The sequence below is a fragment of the Aquicoccus porphyridii genome (genome assembly GCF_008369105.1).
Classification (GTDB): domain Bacteria; phylum Pseudomonadota; class Alphaproteobacteria; order Rhodobacterales; family Rhodobacteraceae; genus Aquicoccus; species Aquicoccus porphyridii.
The window spans coordinates 256,046-273,770 of sequence record NZ_VINQ01000001.1 but is presented as its reverse complement, the minus strand read 5'-3'; the positions used below and the strand labels follow the sequence as shown (position 1 = coordinate 273,770).

At 63.8% G+C, this 17,725-nt stretch carries 14 protein-coding genes; 4 read left to right on the top strand and 10 right to left on the bottom strand.

The window, feature by feature from the left end; all coding sequences use genetic code 11:
* Positions 1-19: 19 nt before the first annotated feature.
* The 3 genes from FLO80_RS01370 to FLO80_RS01360 form a co-directional block, all read right to left on the bottom strand.
* Positions 20-1,063, bottom strand: a complete 1,044-nt coding sequence (locus FLO80_RS01370) for a succinylglutamate desuccinylase/aspartoacylase family protein (RefSeq protein ID WP_111362123.1) — start codon at positions 1,061-1,063, stop codon at positions 20-22.
* A gap of 174 nt (positions 1,064-1,237) precedes the next feature.
* The gene (locus FLO80_RS01365; protein ID WP_111362124.1) at positions 1,238-2,377 is read right to left on the bottom strand and encodes a M24 family metallopeptidase; all 1,140 of its coding nucleotides are present in this window, start codon (positions 2,375-2,377) and stop codon (positions 1,238-1,240) included.
* On the bottom strand, positions 2,374-3,390 hold the full coding sequence (locus tag FLO80_RS01360) for a pyridoxal-phosphate dependent enzyme (RefSeq protein ID WP_111362388.1): 1,017 nt from the start codon (positions 3,388-3,390) through the stop codon (positions 2,374-2,376). The genes FLO80_RS01365 and FLO80_RS01360 overlap by 4 nt, the downstream gene beginning before the upstream one ends.
* 214 nt (positions 3,391-3,604) lie before the next feature.
* Here FLO80_RS01360 and purL point away from each other — a divergent pair, with 214 nt between their 5' ends.
* The 4 genes from purL (at position 3,605) to grxD (ending at position 6,823) form a co-directional block, all read left to right on the top strand.
* A complete protein-coding gene (gene purL / locus FLO80_RS01355; RefSeq protein WP_111362125.1) occupies positions 3,605-5,770 on the top strand; it encodes a phosphoribosylformylglycinamidine synthase subunit PurL in 2,166 nt (721 codons plus the stop codon).
* Positions 5,771-5,901: 131 nt separating this feature from the next.
* On the top strand, positions 5,902-6,138 hold the full coding sequence (locus FLO80_RS01350) for a BolA/IbaG family iron-sulfur metabolism protein (protein ID WP_111362126.1): 237 nt from the start codon (positions 5,902-5,904) through the stop codon (positions 6,136-6,138).
* Between the two features lie 19 nt (positions 6,139-6,157).
* Positions 6,158-6,397, top strand: coding sequence for a hypothetical protein (locus FLO80_RS01345; RefSeq protein ID WP_111362127.1), 240 nt, complete (start codon positions 6,158-6,160; stop codon positions 6,395-6,397).
* 63 nt (positions 6,398-6,460) lie between these two features.
* Positions 6,461-6,823, top strand: coding sequence for a Grx4 family monothiol glutaredoxin (gene grxD / locus FLO80_RS01340; RefSeq protein WP_111362128.1), 363 nt, complete (start codon positions 6,461-6,463; stop codon positions 6,821-6,823).
* A gap of 27 nt (positions 6,824-6,850) precedes the next feature.
* On the opposite strand, the gene FLO80_RS01335 is transcribed toward grxD, so the two are convergent.
* From FLO80_RS01335 to purQ, 7 genes are all read right to left on the bottom strand, one after another.
* The gene (locus FLO80_RS01335; protein ID WP_246156506.1) at positions 6,851-8,263 is read right to left on the bottom strand and encodes a cytochrome P450; all 1,413 of its coding nucleotides are present in this window, start codon (positions 8,261-8,263) and stop codon (positions 6,851-6,853) included.
* On the bottom strand, positions 8,241-9,467 hold the full coding sequence (locus FLO80_RS01330) for a hypothetical protein (protein ID WP_111362129.1): 1,227 nt from the start codon (positions 9,465-9,467) through the stop codon (positions 8,241-8,243). The genes FLO80_RS01335 and FLO80_RS01330 overlap by 23 nt, the downstream gene beginning before the upstream one ends.
* 73 nt (positions 9,468-9,540) lie before the next feature.
* Positions 9,541-10,284, bottom strand: a complete 744-nt coding sequence (locus FLO80_RS01325) for a cytochrome c biogenesis CcdA family protein (RefSeq protein WP_111362130.1) — start codon at positions 10,282-10,284, stop codon at positions 9,541-9,543.
* A 151-nt stretch (positions 10,285-10,435) separates the two neighbouring features.
* Positions 10,436-13,303, bottom strand: coding sequence for an Rne/Rng family ribonuclease (locus FLO80_RS01320; protein WP_111362131.1), 2,868 nt, complete (start codon positions 13,301-13,303; stop codon positions 10,436-10,438).
* 451 nt (positions 13,304-13,754) lie between these two features.
* Entirely contained in the window at positions 13,755-15,089 is a 1,335-nt protein-coding gene (locus FLO80_RS01315; protein WP_111362132.1) for a sigma-54-dependent transcriptional regulator, read from the bottom strand.
* Between the two features lie 39 nt (positions 15,090-15,128).
* Complete coding sequence (locus FLO80_RS01310; protein WP_111362133.1) at positions 15,129-16,901, bottom strand: sensor histidine kinase; 1,773 nt, start codon at positions 16,899-16,901, stop codon at positions 15,129-15,131.
* A 154-nt stretch (positions 16,902-17,055) separates the two neighbouring features.
* A complete protein-coding gene (gene purQ / locus FLO80_RS01305) occupies positions 17,056-17,724 on the bottom strand; it encodes a phosphoribosylformylglycinamidine synthase subunit PurQ (RefSeq protein ID WP_111362134.1) in 669 nt (222 codons plus the stop codon).
* Position 17,725 lies beyond the last annotated feature (1 nt).

Sequence of the window (17,725 nt, the reverse complement as noted above, 5' to 3'; positions counted from 1 at the left end):
CGCGTGCGGCTCGGATTCATCAAATGATGGCATCCTCATCAAAAAGCGGGTCCTCTTCGAGTTGCGTCGAGAGAAATTCCAACGTTTCCTCCGCGTCATCCGTATCGGCGACCTGCGCCACATGAAACAGCGCATCGCCCTCGTTCACGCTCGGAAACACGGTGCGCCCGACGATCAACCCCGCACGGTCCGCATCGACGGGTATTTCGACCTCGCCGAACGGGTCCGAGACAACGGCCAGTGTCTCGCCCGCCTCGACCATGTCGCCCTCGGATTTGAAGGATCTGAGCAACCCGCCCTGTGGCGCGCGCAGCCAGCGGCTGGATATCGACACCAGCGACTTGCGTCTCGGTTTCGATATACCCTTTGACGGAAGCATCTGCCGATCCCGCAACACCCGCAGAATGCCGCTCACACCGGCCCGCACGGCCATCTCGTCAAAGCGCAACGCCTCGCCCGCTTCATAAAGCAGGACATCGACACCCGACTCCTTGGCCGCCGCGCGCAAAGAACCCTCACGCAACCGCGAGTAAAGAATCACCGGCGCGCCAAACACGCGGGCCAATCGAAATGTTTCGCGATTGTTGGGTGAAATCCTGATCTGGGGCATGTTCGTGCGATGCACGGCAGCCGAATGCAGGTCGATTCCCAGATCACAGCGCGCGACGATTTCATCCATGAAGATATGCGCCAGACGCGACGCGAGCGAGCCACCCTCGGTGCCGGGAAAACACCTGTTGAGGTCGCGACGGTCGGGCAGATACCTGGAATTGCTCAGGAAACCGAAGGCATTGACGATCGGCACCGCGACAAGCGTGCCACGCAGACTTTTCAGGCTGGGCATGCGCAGCAGGCGACGCACGATCTCGACGCCGATGATCTCGTCCCCATGCACCCCCGCACTCACGAACACGACCGGCCCATCGCGCCGACCATGGATGACGTGGGTCGACATCGTGACCGGGGTGTGATCCGACATTACGCTGACCGGAAGGTCGACCGTGCGGCGTGTGCCGGGAGCGACCGTCTGCTGGCCGATCCGGAAAGGGGCACGCTTTACCATCTGCTAGAGCTTCTCGTGCGAGTCACCCGTCTCATCCCGTGATGCGGCCAGAAGCATGTTGCGTCTCCTGACAACTTCGACACCGCCTCGATTATCGGCATCGCCCGCCCCCATGACAACCGCCAACGGGGCGTAGGCCCTGCGTTCGTCACCGTCTGGCCCGGTATCATCCCCCTACCTCCCGATCACCGGCAACGGGCCGCTGGCAAACGGGCTGAGCCGTTGTGGACCATCCGCGCGAATAACGATGTTTTCCTCATGCACCATGAAAACCCCCTCCGCCGTCTCGATCCCGGGTTCAAGCGTGATCACCATCCCCGGTTGCAGTTCGGTATCATCCCGCGCGCTCAACGACAGCCCCTCGGTCAGTTGCATCCCCAACCCGTGGCCCAGCCGCCCGGCGGTTTCACCTGTGCCCACGACGCGCGCCATCGCCGCCCAGACGTCGCGCGCCCGCGCACCGGGCTGTGCCGCCGCCTCGCCCGCCAGCGTCGCCTCGATCAGATGCGACCACGCGGCCTCGGCCCTCGGATTGGCCGTGCCAATGGCAAAATTCCGGTCGAAATCGCAGAAATACCCGTCCCACACCGCGCCGGTATCGAGCATCAGAACATCGCCTTCGGCCAATGGCGTCTCGTCAGCGGGCGAAATCACATCGGAATAGCCCAACGGCCCCGCCCCGCCCGCCACGTAGGGCACCCAATCCGCGCCCTCCTCCAGCAGCAGACGCTGGAACCCGCGAAACACCTCCTCCATGGCGACGCCCGGGCGCGCAACCTCGCCCATCCGCTCGAAGGCCCGGCCCGCGATGGCACAGCTTTGCGCGATCTTGGCGATTTCATCCTCGGATTTCACCGCCCGCAGCCGCGCAACAATGCCGTCATCGTCGCCGAAATCAATGCCCACGGCCTGCAACCGCCCGAAATCGGCCAGCGGCATCCGCAGATGTGTCTCAGGGCCCGACGGAATGCCGACCTTGCCACCCCGCGCCACCTCGTGCAGCGCCTTGCCGAGCAGGCTCACCCCGTCATCGGCAGGGTTGGGCGCGGCCCATGTGCGGATGTCGCGCAACCATGTCCGCCCCATCAGGGCCGCCCCGATCGACGGGATCACCGCGATCGGCTCGCCCGCCATGGGCAGGATCACAAACCACGGGCGCGACGGGCTTTCCCAGAACCGCGTGAGAAATCCGGTGAAATAACGAATATCGGGTTCGGTCGTCAGCAACAGCGCAGCGAGCCCCAACCGCTCCATGGCGGCCTGCGCCCGGTCGACGCGCGCGCGATACTCCGCCTCGGAAAAGCCGCGCATCATTCCGGCGCCTCGCTCAGGATGCACAGCACCCGCGCATCCGGCCCCAGCGGTTCCATCGCCAAAAGCGCCGCCAGCCCGGCCCCACCCGACGGCGTGCTCGCCAACCCCGCCTCGGCCAGTCGCGGCATCGCCGCCGCCGCCTCATCCTCGCTGATCGTGACGAAATCATCCGCATCGCGCGCCAGCCCCTTGAGCGCGATGAGCGAGGGTTCCTTGCAATCGAGCCGCCCCATGGCCGAAACCGGCCCTTGCGTGACCACCGCTCGTCCCGCCCGCACGCTCTCCATCAACGCCGGAGCCGCGTCCGGCTCGACCACCACGATCTGCGGGTAATCACCCCATGCCGCGCGGAACGCGGCCGCACAGGCCCCGGCCAGCCCGCCAACACCCGCCTGCAACAGGATATGGGTGGGCGGCTCGTCCATCGCCTGCACCACCTCGTCGGCCAGCGCCAGGTATCCCTCCATCACCCGCCATGGCCGGTCGAAATAGCCGGGCCAAGACGAATCGGACAACAGCATCCACGCGTTATCTTCAGCCGCTTGCATCGCCGCGCGCATGCTCTCCTCATAGGTGGCGCCGGCACGCTCCACCTGTGCACCGATCCCACGCAGGCGCGCGGCAAAGGTTTCGGGCACGGCATCGCTCAGATAGATCGCCGCACGTGCGCCGAATGCCATCGCGCCCGCCGCGACCGACAGCCCGTGATTACCCGCGCTCGCCGCGACATAGGTGCGCCCCCGCGCCCGGCCCTCTGCCGCATCGCGCGCGATCACATAGGCCGCGCCAAGCGCCTTGAAACTGCCCAGCCCCATCCGGGTGCGCTCATCCTTGACAAAAACCTCACCCGCACCTGCAAAGCCGTCACACCGGACAAGTGGGGTCGGATCATGAAACGGGCAGCGTGCCAGGAGCGCGCCCACGTCGCGCGCGTCTGCGGCGGGCCAGGGCACATCCCCAAGCGTCCCCTCTGCCAGTCCCCTGCCTCGCCACGGATTGTTGAATTTGCGCATGCCCTGCCCCCTTTTTTCGTCGCCAGTCTTGGTCTTTTGCCACACGGCTGCAACCCCATAGCGCGTGCCATCCGCATCCTGTCCCGAATACGCTCCGCCGGGCATCTCGCACAGGCCATAAACGCGGTGCTTGCCCCTTCCATGCCCCGCTCCCTTGTCGTATGAGGACGCCAGCCAACGGACAAGGGCGCCGGAACCCGGGGGACACGCGAAAATGACCGAACCTGCCATCACCGAAGACCTGATCGACGCGCATGGGCTCAAACCCGACGAATACGCGCGCATCCTTGAAATCATCGGGCGGCAGCCGACATTTACCGAGCTTGGCATCTTCTCGGCCATGTGGAACGAACATTGTTCCTACAAATCCTCCAAGACATGGCTGCGCACCCTGCCCACGACCGGGCCACAGGTGATCTGCGGACCGGGCGAGAACGCCGGCGTGATCGACATCGGCGACAACCAGGCTGTGATCTTCAAGATGGAGAGCCACAACCATCCCTCCTATATCGAACCCTACCAGGGCGCGGCGACCGGCGTGGGTGGTATCCTGCGCGATGTCTTCACCATGGGCGCGCGCCCCATCGCCGCGATGAACTCGCTGTCCTTTGGCGAAACCAGCCACCCAAAGACCCGGCAACTGGTGCATGGCGTGGTCGAAGGCATCGGCGGCTATGGTAATTGTTTCGGCGTTCCCACGGTGGGGGGCGAGGTCCGGTTCGATCCAGCCTATAACGGCAATTGCCTCGTCAATGCCTTTGCCGCCGGGTTGGCCGATGCGGATCGCATCTTCTATTCCGCCGCCAGCGGCGTCGGCATGCCGGTGGTCTATCTCGGTGCCAAGACCGGGCGCGACGGCGTCGGCGGTGCCACCATGGCCAGCGCCGAGTTCGACGAGTCGATCGAGGAAAAACGCCCCACCGTTCAGGTCGGCGACCCGTTCACCGAGAAACGCCTGATGGAGGCGACGCTTGAACTGATGGCCACCGGCGCGGTCATCTCGATCCAGGATATGGGCGCGGCGGGCCTGACCTGTTCGGCGGTCGAGATGGGCGACAAGGGCGGGCTTGGCGTCAAGTTGCAACTCGACGACGTGCCCCAGCGCGAGGCGGCGATGACCGCCTACGAGATGATGCTCTCGGAAAGCCAGGAACGCATGCTGATGGTCTTGCGCCCCGAGAAAGAGGCCGAGGCCCGAGCGGTGTTTGAGAAATGGGATCTCGATTTCGCCATCGTCGGCGAAACCATCCCCGAAGATCGCTTCCTGATCCTGCACGGCAATTCGGTCATGGCGGATCTGCCGCTCTCCAAGCTTTCTTCGGAAGCCCCGGAATATGACCGCCCCTGGGTCGAAACCCCGCCCGCCGAACCGCTCGATCCCGAAAGCGTGCCGGGGATCGACCCGATCGACGGGTTGCGCGCGCTGATCTCATCGCCAAATTATGCCGCAAAGCAATGGGTTTACGAACAATACGACACCATGGTCATGGCCGACACGGTACGCACGCCCGGCTTTGGCGCGGGCGTGACCCGGGTGCATGACACCGGCAAGATGCTGGCTTTCACCTCGGACGTGACCCCGCGCTATGTCAAGGCCAACCCTGAAATGGGCGGCAAGCAGGCCGTGGCCGAGGCCTATCGCAACCTCACCGCCACCGGCGCCACGCCGCTGGCCAGCACCGACAACCTCAATTTTGGCAATCCCGAGAAGCCCGAGATCATGGGACAGTTCGTCGGCGCGATCAAAGGCATCGGCGCGGCGGTCGCCGCACTCGACATGCCGATCGTGTCGGGCAATGTCTCGCTTTACAACGAAACCGACGGTGTCGCGATCCTGCCCACACCGACGATTGCCGCCGTCGGCCTGATCAAGTCCGAGGACGAGGCCATTCTCGGTCTGCCGCGCGATGGTCACGTGGCCCTGCTCATGGGCGAGACCCAGGGTCATCTGGGTCAGTCGGCCTTGCTCGCCGAGGTCTTCAACCGTGTTGAGGGCGACGCCCCGCCGGTCGATCTCGACGCCGAAAAGCGCAATGGCGATTTCATCCGCACCAACCACGCGCTGATCAAGGCCTGCACCGACCTCTCCGATGGCGGCCTCGCGCTGGCCGCGTTCGAGATGGCCGAAGCAGGCGGCGTCGGCGTGCAGATCGACAGCGACGACATGGCCGATCTCTTCGGCGAGGATCAGGCGCGTTACCTCGTCGCCTGCAACTTCGATCAGGCCGAGGCGCTGATGCTCGCCGCCGGTCAGGCGGGCGTGACCATCCGCACGGTCGGGCGCTTCACCGGCACAGATGTCAGGTTCGGCAAAAGTGCCGCCCCGCTCGAAGATCTTGCCGCGACCTATCGGGCATCCTTCGAAACAGTGCTGGGCTGATCATCAGGGCAGCACCCGGAAATCCAGACGCACATCCGCAAGATGTCTTTGCACAACAACCGGCAACCTCCCTTGCACCCACGCCGCGCGCGACCTAGATTCACCTGAAACCATGAGGGAGAACCATCGAAATGCCGCTTTATGCGCATGAACTCGAAAACCTGCTCCGCGAGAGCTTCCCGAACGCCCAGATCACGGTCGAGGGCGCAGACGGGCGTCACATGTCGGCCCTCGTGATCGACGAGGGATTTCGCGGAATGAACCGGGTGCAGCAGCAACGCACCGTTTACGCCGCACTCAAAGGCAAGATGGACGGCCCTGAAGGAGAACTTCACGCGCTGGCCCTGACCACACGCGCACCCGACTGACCCTGAAGGAGCGCCGCTCATGGACCCCCGCCTGATCGCCGCACTGATCCTGTCACCCTTTGTGCTGGTGTTTCTCTATGCCGGTATTCACGAATACAGGCGCTACAAATCCGAAGGACGCGCCCAATACGGGCTTCAATATGACGAGGAAACCGGCACGACCCATGTGACCGCCCTGTCAGAGGATGAAGACGGGTATGACCATGAGGATTTTGACCCGAACGAGGTCAACGCCAACAAGGATGACAAGAACGTTTGACGCCAAGGCCCCAAGCCCATCGCGCCGGATGAAATCGGCGCAGCCCAAGCAAAGGATAATGACATGACCGACGCAAAGACACAGATCAACGAAACAGTCACAGCCAACGACGTGGTGCTTTTCATGAAAGGCACCAAGGCCATGCCACAATGCGGTTTCTCCTCGCGCGTGGCCGGGGTGCTGAACTACATAGGCGTCGATTTTCTCGATGTGAACGTGCTCGCCGATGACGCCATCCGTCAGGGCATCAAGGACTATTCCGACTGGCCCACCATTCCCCAGCTTTACGTCAAGGGCGAGTTTGTCGGCGGGTGCGACATCATCACCGAGATGACCCTCTCGGGCGAGCTTGACCAGCTTTTCGAGAAGAGCGGCGTGACCTATGACAAGGACGCCGCCGAGAAGATCCGCGAAGCCAACGCGTAAAGTCGACCGGGGCCGCGTGGCCCCGCTTCACGGCCCGGCCGGGTCACGCTTGCCGATACGAAGCCATATCCCGTCCTTGCCGCGCACCGTCAGATGGGCCACCGGCATGGCCGGGCGCTCGGCAACCAGATCGAACCGATAGGCCCGTACCAGCATCGACAGGATGAGCGGCCCCTCGATCATCGCGAACCCCGACCCCGGGCAGACGCGCTGCCCGGCCGAGAACGGGATATAGGCATTGCGCAAACAGGTCTTGCCGTTCTCGGTCTGAAACCGTGCCGGATCGAACGCATCGGGCCGCTCCCAAAGCCGTTCATGCCGGTGCAGATGCCACGGCGACAGCACGATCTGGCTGGCCTTGGGCACATCGCGATCGCGGAAACGTTCCGGGCACGTCGCCTCGCGCACCATCATCGGCACCGGTGGATAAAGCCGCATCGCCTCGCGAAAGACATCGCGCGAGACCCTGAGCTTCGACACGGTCGAGAAATAGACCTTTTCGGGATCGAACGCCGCCCGCGCCTCGTCCGCCACCCGCTCCTGCCACTCGGGATGCATCGCCAGAAGATAAAGCGACCATGCCAGCGCACTCGCCGATGTTTCATGTCCGGCGAGGAAAAAGATCGCCACCTGATCGACCATTTCATCGGTGCCGAACCGCTCCCCGGTCTCGGGGTCGGGCGTGGTCATGATCTTGGTGGCCAGATCATCAGGCGCGCGCTCCGCTTCGATCGCGCGCATCCGTTCGGCAGTCAGTTGCGTGATCAGCGTCCGGATCTTGCGCGCGGTGCGCCGCGTCTCGCGGCTGTGAAAGCGCGGGAACCATTTCGGCAGGGGCAGAACCGCGCCGAGATTGAGCACCGGCTGGGCACGCTGATGCTCGCGAAAGGTCTCGAACACCTGCCCCGCCACCTGGTGCTCGATCGGGATGGAAAACAACGTGCGAAAGATCACATCCGCCGCCGCATGGCTGGTCTGGGCCTCGATCTCGACCGGCACACCCCCCGCCAACGGGGCCAGCCGCGCCACCGCCGCCTGTCCCGCATCCCACATCGCCGGAAACACATCGCGCAACCGCCCGCCCTCGAAGGCCGGGTCGATGATCCGGCGCTGGCGTTTCCAGGTCTCGCCATTGGTGACAAAGACCGAGTTGCCCAGAAGCGGCGCCAGCCCCTCGCGAATCCGGTCAGACTTGGGAAAATCATCCGGTCGCTTGCGCAGCACCAGATCGACCAGCTCGGGCTGATTGCACATGTAAGAGCGAAAGAACGGCGTTCGAAACTCGGCCATCCACGCGCGATAAAGCCGGGCCGGCTGGGCCGAAAGGATATCCGCGCGAAACAGCCTGGCATAGCGCCAGAGCGACACGCGCCCCACGCGCGCCGGCGGCTTTGGCGGGCGCGGTGGCTGTGGCGGATCAGGCGGCAGAGCGGTCATCATCCCTCACGGAAGCATATTTCGACGCGGGCTTTTCAATCCGCGATTTCGATGGGTTCCGTCCTGCAAATCGCGCCGCCAGAGTGCACGGCCCGGCGGTGATGCGAAAGTAGTCATAATCGCGCACCCGGTCGAACGCGCAAAGATACTGGAAATGCAGCCGGAAGAACCGCCAGCGCAGTTCCTTCCAGCGCTCGGGGCTCAATGTCTGGGTGAAGGCCGCCGAGATCACCAGCGGCCAGCGTTTGTCTGGCGGCGCCACGCCCGAAACCGCAACCGGATCGCAAAGCGCAAAGGCGCAGCCATCACCGGGCGCGGTCACGTCGACCCACGTGATTTCCTCTCGGGCCGAGAGATAGCGCAGATCGGTGCGCAGCCGGTCGGCACGCGGCAGGAACGACACCATCGGCACCACCTGCCCGAGGCTCAGAAATCCGAGCGCCGGACCATCCTTCGGCAATCGGCCCGCGCGGATCAGATCGGCCAGGATCGACACCGCCAGATGCGCGCCCGACGAATGCCCCACCACCAGAACTTCGTCCACGTCCTCGCGCAACGCGGCGGCGATGATATCGCCGAACTCTCTCAACCGCTCTTCCAACTCGGGCGGGTTCTCCCCGCGGAGCTGGGCCGAATAGGCATAATCATGCATCAGGTAATAGGCGAAAAATCGACCGTCGCGCTTGCGGAACCACTCCAGCACGAAGGGCACAACGATCAACCCGCCCCATGCCGCCCAGGGGTGCAGCAGGGCCAATCCTCGGCCCAGACCCCATGCGATCCCCAGCGCCAGCGCCAGTTGCACGAGCAGGAAAACCACCGGGTAAAGCGCCGCGATCACCGGACCCTTGCGCAGACGCATCAACCGCCACAGCGCACCCGATCCGATATATATCCACGCGGTGCGCAGCAGTTGCACATAGGTCGCCACGATCCCAAGCCCCATGCTGTCGCGCACGATATCCGACCAGACCAGAACCTCGACATCGGTCTCGGTCTCGGCCCCGTCCATCTGCGCGATGACATGCCAGCCATAGGCGCCACCGCCGGTCTTGGGAGTCAACGCGATCTCGTAACCCGACAGCGCCGCCTGCGCCGCGCCCTCCTTGCGGTAAAGCTCGCGATATCGGCGGGGGTGAATCGGATCATAGCCGGGGATGTAAAACACCCGGCGGCGCTTCACGGCCTGTGACGGTTCCTTGCGCATCGACTGCCCCTTTTCGGACAAAGCCTAGCCGATCACTTGGGCAAGAGTAAGACGCAAGACGATCCCGCCCGCCTTACCCCAGCGCGGCCAGCCCCGGGAACGTCTCAAGCAGCCAGTAAGAGAAGCTCGCAAACCCGCCGGTCAGCATCAACAGGCCAATGGTCCACAGCAGCAAGCCCATCACCTTTTCGATCTGTTCGAGATGGCGCTTCATCCAGCCCATGAACCCGTCCAGGCGCGGCAGGAAAGCAGCGACAAGAATGAACGGCACCCCCAGCCCCATGGCATAGATCCCCAGAAGGAACGTGCCGCGCGTCACATCTGCCTCGCTCGCCGCAAGGCTCAGGATCGCGCCCAGTTGCGGCCCGATACAGGGGGTCCAGCCAAAGGCAAAGGCCAGCCCGAGGATATAGGCCCCAAAGGCGGTTCCGCCGCGGTCGCCCGCATCCATCCGCGCCTCGCGATCAAGAAACCCGATCCGGTAAATCCCGATGAAATGCGCCCCGAACCCCATGACAAGAATACCGGCAATCGCGTTGAACCAGCTCTGATATTGCAGGAACAGCGTTCCCGCCACCGAGGCGGTGAACCCGAGCATCAGGAACACGGTTGAAAGCCCCAGCACGAAGAACAGCGCCGGCCCGATCGCGCGATTGCGCCCCTCGTTCAGATCCGAGACGGAAACCCCGGACAGATACGCAAGATAAGGTGGCACGATAGGCAGCACGCAAGGGCTGAGAAAGGACAGCACACCGGCGAAAACCGCCACCAGCATCGCGGGCAAAAGGCCCGCATCTATGATCTCGATTCCGAACATGTCTTCCCCTTACGCCATCGCGCGCACGGCGTCACGCGACGTGATGTCACAAAGCCGTTGGCCGTAATGTGAACATGAACGAGCCGCGTTTCAAAAGCAGAACGCCGCGCGGTTTCGCGCGGCGTTCACCCGTCATTTCGTCGTCACCGTCTCAGCCGCGGCCAAGCGACCACCAACCGCGCTTCTTGGGCGCTTTCTTGGCCGGCGCCTTCGTCGCGTCCTGCTTGGTGTCCTCCGCCGCCGCCGCCTGCGTGACCGACGATGCGTCTTCCGTCACCTTCGCATCACCGTCTCCGGCGCTGGCGGCAACCGCCTCGGATTGCTTGGCCGTTGCCGGTTCCTGGGGGGCTTGCTCAGGCGGGGTATCCACCCCGTTCGACTTGGCTTCCGCCTCGGGTGCGCTGTCTGCCGCGGCAGCGGTCTTGGTCGTTTTCGACCGCGAAGAGGTGCTGCGCTTCGCCCTCGGCTTGGGCTTCGGCTTTTCGTCCGGCTTCACAGCCGCCGCATCCGCCTCGGCCGACTCGTCGGCGGGTTTTTCCGCCACGGGCGCAGCGGCCTCCACAGGGCCGGTCGCCGGTTTCGCCGTGCTCTTGCTGCGTGTGCGCGACACGGTGGTGCCGGATTTGGCCGTCCTCGATCTGGACGGTTTGGGCTTTTCCGCCTCCGCATCGGCCGGTTTGCCATCCTCGCCAGCCTGGGCAGCCTCGTCCACTCCGGCCGCTTCGGCCTCCTTGGCCGGAGCTTTGGCCGTCGATTTCGATCTCGACGAGGACCGGGTCGATTTCGCCTTGGGCGCATCGGATTTCTCGGCGGTCGTCTCTTTGGCCGGTTCTTCCGTGGGCGCGACCGCATCGGACTGCGCCACTTGCTCAGCCTCGGACTCGGTGTTGCGATCCTCGCTCGACGTCTCGGCCCCGTTGCCGGATTTGGACGACCGGCTCCGACGACGACGGCGGCGGCGCTTCTTGGGCTTTTCCTCTTCGCCCTCGGCCTGCCCCGTTTCCACCTGCGTGGGCGCGCTGTCCTCTTCGGTTTCAACGTCGCTGTCGATATCGTCCATCAGGGATGTATCGACCGACACCACATGTGCGCTGACATCCGCAACGACCCGCGAGGCGGTCTTGAACTTCTCAAGGCTGAAATCGGGCGAGATCAGCATCGGATCGCCTTCGATCCGCACGCTCAGAGTATACCGCGCCTCGATCTGTGCGATGTGGTCGCGCTTCTGGTTCATCAGGAAATTGGCGATCCCCACCGGGCATTTCACCAGAACCTCGCGCGAGCGACCGCGCGTGCCCTCTTCCTCGATCTGCCGCAGAATGCTCAGCGACAGGCTGTCATCCGAACGGATGAGCCCGGTGCCGTGGCAATGCGGGCACGGCTGCGTTGTCGCCTCGATCATGCCCGGGCGCAGCCGCTGGCGCGACATTTCCATCAGGCCAAAGCCCGAAATACGCCCGACCTGAATACGCGCCCGATCAGTCTTGAGCTTGTCCTTGATCCGCTTTTCAACCGCCGCATTGTTGCGGCGCTCGTCCATGTCGATAAAGTCGATCACGATCAGCCCGGCCAGGTCGCGCAGACGCAACTGGCGTGCCACCTCTTCGGCGGCCTCCAAGTTGGTCTTGAGCGCGGTCTCCTCGATCGAGCCTTCCTTGGTCGCCCGTCCCGAGTTGACGTCGATCGCCACCAGCGCCTCGGTCACACCGATCACGATATATCCGCCCGACTTGAGTTGAACACTCGGGTTGAACATCGAACTGAGATAGCTCTCGACCTGGAACCGCGCAAAGAGCGGCAGCCCCTCGTGGTAATGCTTCACGTTCTTGGCGTGGGACGGCATGATCATCTTCATGAAGTCCTTGGCGATGCGATAACCGCGCTCGCCCTCGACCAGAACCTCGTCGATCTCGCGATTGTAGAGGTCGCGGATCGAGCGTTTGATCAGGTCGCCCTCTTCATAGATCTTTGCCGGCGCGATGGATTTCAGCGTCAGCTCGCGGATCTGTTCCCACAGCCGTTGCAGATACTCGTAATCGCGCTTGATCTCGCTCTTGGTGCGCTTGGCCCCCGCCGTGCGGATGATCAGGCCCGCACCCTGCGGCACGTCGATCTCGTTGGCGATTTCCTTGAGCTTCTTGCGGTCCGGCGCGTTGGTGATCTTGCGGCTGATGCCGCCGCCCCGCGCGGTGTTGGGCATGAGCACGCAATAGCGGCCCGCAAGCGACAGATAGGTGGTCAGCGCCGCACCCTTGTTGCCGCGCTCTTCCTTGACGACCTGCACCAGGAGAATCTGGCGCACCTTGATCACTTCCTGGATCTTGTAGCGGCGCGCACGCGGTTTGCGGGGCGGGCGGATGTCTTCGCTGTCATCGTCATCTGCAACAGATTCGATGCTGTCATCCTTGGCGGCGGCATTAGCGGCCTGCGCGTTGCCGTTGCCCACGTCATTGTCGGTATCGCCGTTTGCGGTATCATCCGGCTCTTCCACCGGGGTCTCGCCCACCATATCCATCGGCGAGGCGCCCTCGGGAACCTCTTCGCCTTCAAGGTCGATGGTCTCCATTCCCGAGATGTCACGCCCGCCTTCACCCGGCTGCGCATCGCTCGACGCGACCGCATCGTCGGACTTGATCGCCTCGGCACTGGTCTTCTTCGAAGACGAGCGCCGACTGCGCGAACGCGAGGGCTTTTTCTCGTCTTCTTCCTCGCGCGCCTTCAGCGACTCGACATAGGCGCGCTCTTCTTCCATCAGCTTTTCACGGTCGGCGACCGGGATCTGGTAGTAATCGGGATGAATTTCCGAAAAAGCGAGAAAGCCGTGGCGGTTGCCGCCGTAATCGACAAAGGCCGCCTGAAGCGACGGTTCGACCCGTGTAACCTTGGCTAGGTAGATATTGCCAGCAAGCTGGCGTTTGTTCTCGGACTCGAAGTCGAATTCCTCAACCTTGTTTCCGTCCACCACCACGACGCGGGTTTCCTCCGCGTGGGTGGCATCGATAAGCATTTTCTTGGCCATGTGATCCATTTGCATGACAACAGGACCGCCACCACCCCGGGGGGCGCGATCGGTCTTGCGGCATGTCTGTTTCTGGCAACGAACGCCGCGCGGCAGGCGCGGGCAACAAGGCCCCCTGCTCTCACACTCAATGGTCGCGCGCGCTTCATCGCGGTTCTTCTCCGGCTGCGCCCGACATGCGGTGCCGCAGCCCGTTCATTCGTCCGGAGCACCCCATGGGGTGACGGACCTTTCATGTGGCCCCAAGCGGGACCCATTCATCCTGTCCGAACATGCCGGTTTTGAAACCTACACCTGTCCTGACAGTGAAACTCTCTCGGCACTCGGCAGACGGGCCTGTGCCATACTCCTACATAAGGGCATGGATGGGGCGATTACAATGCCGAAATGAGCATAGCGCCATTTTGGCAAAGGCCCGGACGCCCCGCAAACCCGCCCCGGCAGCCCGGTTTCACAGGTAATCGGACCGTTGCAGCCCGTATTTCGCCATCTTCTCGTTGAGTGTCCGGCGCGGCAGGCACAGCTCGTCCATCACGTTGGAAATACTGCCCTTGTGGCGGCGCATCGTGTTGTCGATCAGCATCCGCTCGAACGCCTCGACATATTCCTTGAGCGGCTTGCCCTCGGTCGTCATCACCGGTTGCATGTCCTCGTGATCGCTCATCAGAAGCGAGGTGATCGACCCCTGCCCGCGTCGCGATTGCAACACCGCGCGTTCGGCCACGTTGATCAATTGCCGCACATTGCCCGGCCACGGCGCCTGCAAGAGCTGCGCGGCTTCCTGTGCGCTGACCTTGGGCGCATCACAGCCATATTCATCGGCGAACTGCTCCGAGAGCCGGGTAAACAGCGTCAGGATATCCTCGCCGCGCTGACGCAGCGGCGGCACGGTGATACGCAGCGCGGCCAGGCGATAGAACAGATCCGCGCGCAACGCATCCTCGCAGGTCTTGCCCTGCTCCTGGAGGTTGGAAATGGCGATGATCCGGGTTTCGGGCGGCGTGCCCTCGTCGTTGACAAAGCTCAAAAGCTTGCCCTGCACCGCATCGGGCAGGGCCTCGACATCCTCAAGGATGAGCGACCCCCCACGTGCCTCCTCGACCGCCGGAAGCTGGCTGTCCTCGGGCATCATCGGCCCGAACAGCCGCTTTGACAACGCATCCTCTTCCAGCGCCGAACAGCTCACCAGCACGAATTTCTTCCCGGCCCGCGCCCCCACCGCATGCAGCGCGTGCGCCACCAGCGTCTTGCCGGTGCCGGTCTCGCCGTCGATCAGGACATGACCATCCGCCTGCCCCAAATCGAGGATATCCTCGCGCAGCCGCTCCATCACCGGGCTCACCCCGATGAGCTTTTTCATCAGCTGCCCGCCATCGCTGAGCTCCCGGCGCAGCGCGCGGTTGTCCAGCACGAGGCGCCGCGCATGGGCGGCCTTCTTGGCCAGTTCGCTCATCCGGTCGGGGTTGAACGGCTTTTCGAGGAAATCAAAGGCGCCTACGCGCATCGCCTCAACCGCCATCGGCACGTCGCCGTGACCGGTGATCATGATCACCGGCAGGGCACTGTCCTGCCCCATCAGCTTCTTCAAGAACTGCATCCCGTCCATGCCGGGCATCTTTATGTCGGAAATCACGATGCCCGGGTAATCCGGGCCCAGTTTCTTCAGCGCATCCTCGGCGCTGGCGAATGTCTCGGTGTCATAGCCCGACAACGCCAACCACTGGCTGATCGACTGGCGCATGTCCTGCTCGTCATCGATGATCGCGATCTTCATAGCCTTGGCCATCACACTCTTCCCTTGATGCCATACGTACAACCTTGCGGGCTACTCGGCCGCGCGGGTCTCTTCCTCTTCAAAGATAGGCAACCGCATTTCGAATACAGCCCCTCCGCCTTCGGCATTGCGCGCCGTCAGACGTCCGCCAAGGTCGTTCACGATCCCGGAGGAAATGGCAAGCCCCAGCCCGACCCCCTCGCCCGGTTGCTTGGTGGTGTAGAACGGCTCGAACAGGGATTCGAGATTCTCGATCCCGTGCCCGTTGTCACGCACGCTGAGCGTGGCGGTTTCACCCGCAGCCAGAAGAATGTCGATCTCGGGGGCGTCCACGCCCTGCGTCGCATCGAGCGCGTTGCGCAGAAGGTTGATGATCACCTGCTCGATCCGCAGCCGGTCACCCATCACCCTCACCGGCCGGTCGGGTATCGCGCGGGTGATCCGCACCTTGCGGCGCTTGAGTTGCGGCTCCATCATCGCCAGCGCCGAAACCACCGCTTCGCCCATGTTTACAGGGGCAAGTGAATCGCCCGCCTTGCGCGCATAGCTCTTCAACTGTCGCGTGATCGCCCCCATCCGCTCGATCAGGTCGTCGATCCGCTGAAACGACGACAGCGCCTCCTCGGGCCGGCTGCGCTGCAACAGGAGGGCAGCCCCCGCCAGATAGGTCTTCATCGCCGCCAGCGGCTGGTTCAACTCGTGCGAAACCGCCGCCGACATCTCGCCCAGAACCGCCAGTTTCGAGCTTTGCTCAAGGGTCTGCTCGGCCACTTCCAGCTTGCCCTGCATCCTCTGGCGTTCGGCGATTTCCCGCTGCAGACGCTGGTTCAATGCGCGAAGTTCGGCCGACTCGCGTTGAAACAGCGCCATGCGCACCGCCGTCTTGCGGCTGAGAAAGTAGAACGCCAACGCCAAGAGGATCGCGAATCCCATGATCTCGAGCGCCAGAAAGGCGTTCACCTTCTCGCGCACGCTGGCATAGGGGGTAAAGGTCGCGATCCGCCAGCCGCGAAACGACACCCGCCCCTCCATCCGCATCACCGCCTCGCCCTGCACATAGGCATCGGCCGGCAGCGACGTCCAGTCGGCGGTGGCGCGGATCGCCCGCTCTATGGCACTGCCCACCGGGGCACGTCTCAACGCCTCGGCCTCGGTCAGCCCACGCCAGCGCGGCTCCGTCGCAAGAACGATCGTGCCGGTCGAATCGATCACGATCACCGCTTCGGAAATCCCCGCCCATGCGCGTTCGAATTTTTGCAGATCGACCTCGACCGCGATCACGCCCAGCGTCTGCCCCTGCCAGTCCACCCGCCGCGCATAGGTAAAGCGATAGCCCCCCGCCTCGCGCTCCGTGACCGAGAACACCGTGCTGCTCGATCGCAGCGCATCGACGAAATACCGGCCCTGCCGATGGCTTTCGCCCAGCCGATTGCGATCGGTCGCGGCCACCGTGCGCCCGTCTCGGTCCAGCAGCATGAGAGACGCCGCACCGATTTCCTCGACGAACGAGATAAGCCGTTGGGTCGACTGGCTGAAATCGCCGGAATTGAGCGCCCCGATCAGCGCCGGATCGCGCGCCAGAAGCTGCGGCACGATGGCATTGCGCCGCAGTTCGCTGACAAGATTGCCCGAATAAAGCGCAAGGCGCAGCTCGGCCCGATTGCGCGTGGTCTGGGTAAACCGCTCGGTCAGCAGGTGGTTGGTAACAACCACCGTCGCCACCGCGATAATGATCAACAGCCCCAGCGCGATCCGCGTCCGCCACCCGGTCAGGCGCGTGCGACGCTCACGTGGATCAGAACTGGGAACCGGAAGCCTTGCCATCACACCAGCTTACGCCCCGCCGTGCGCCCGCTCAAGCGCGGGAACGCCCGGGACGCACACCAGAACGGCCTCGCCACCCGAAACGCGCAGAATACCGCCGATCCTTACGGACACCCGCCCGCAAAGGCCCGCTTTGCCCGGCGCATTCCGCCCCTCAGGCCAGCGCCAGCGCGTCCATCAGGCCATCGAACATCGCCTTGCCGTCGGTCCCGCCATGGGCCGCCTCGGCCATGCGCTCGGGATGCGGCATCATCCCCAGCACCCGACGGTTCTTCGAGACCACACCGGCGATATCGGCCACCGACCCGTTGGGATTGTTCACATAGGAAAAAGCAATCCGCCCTTCGTCTCGCAACTGCGCCAGCTTGGCGTCGTCCACGAAATAATTCCCGTCATGATGCGCGATCGGCACGGTAATCACCTGCCCCGGCTTGTATCCGCGCAGGTAAACCGTATCGCAATCCTCGACCCGCAATTCGACCGGCTTGCAGATATACTTGAGATTGCCATTGCGGCGCAGCGCCCCGGGTAGCAGCCCGGTTTCGGTCAGCACCTGGAACCCGTTGCAGACGCCAAGAACATACCCGCCGCGCTCGGCATGGGCCACGACCGAGCGGCAGATCGGCGAATTGGCCGCGATCGCCCCGCAGCGCAGGTAATCGCCAAAGGAAAAGCCCCCGGGGATACCCACCATGTCGACGCCCGCGGGCAGGTCGGTATCCTTGTGCCAGACCATGCTGACCTTCGCCCCCGCGCTCTCAAGCGCCACGGCAAGATCACGGTCGCAATTCGACCCCGGAAAGACGATGACGGCTGCATGCATG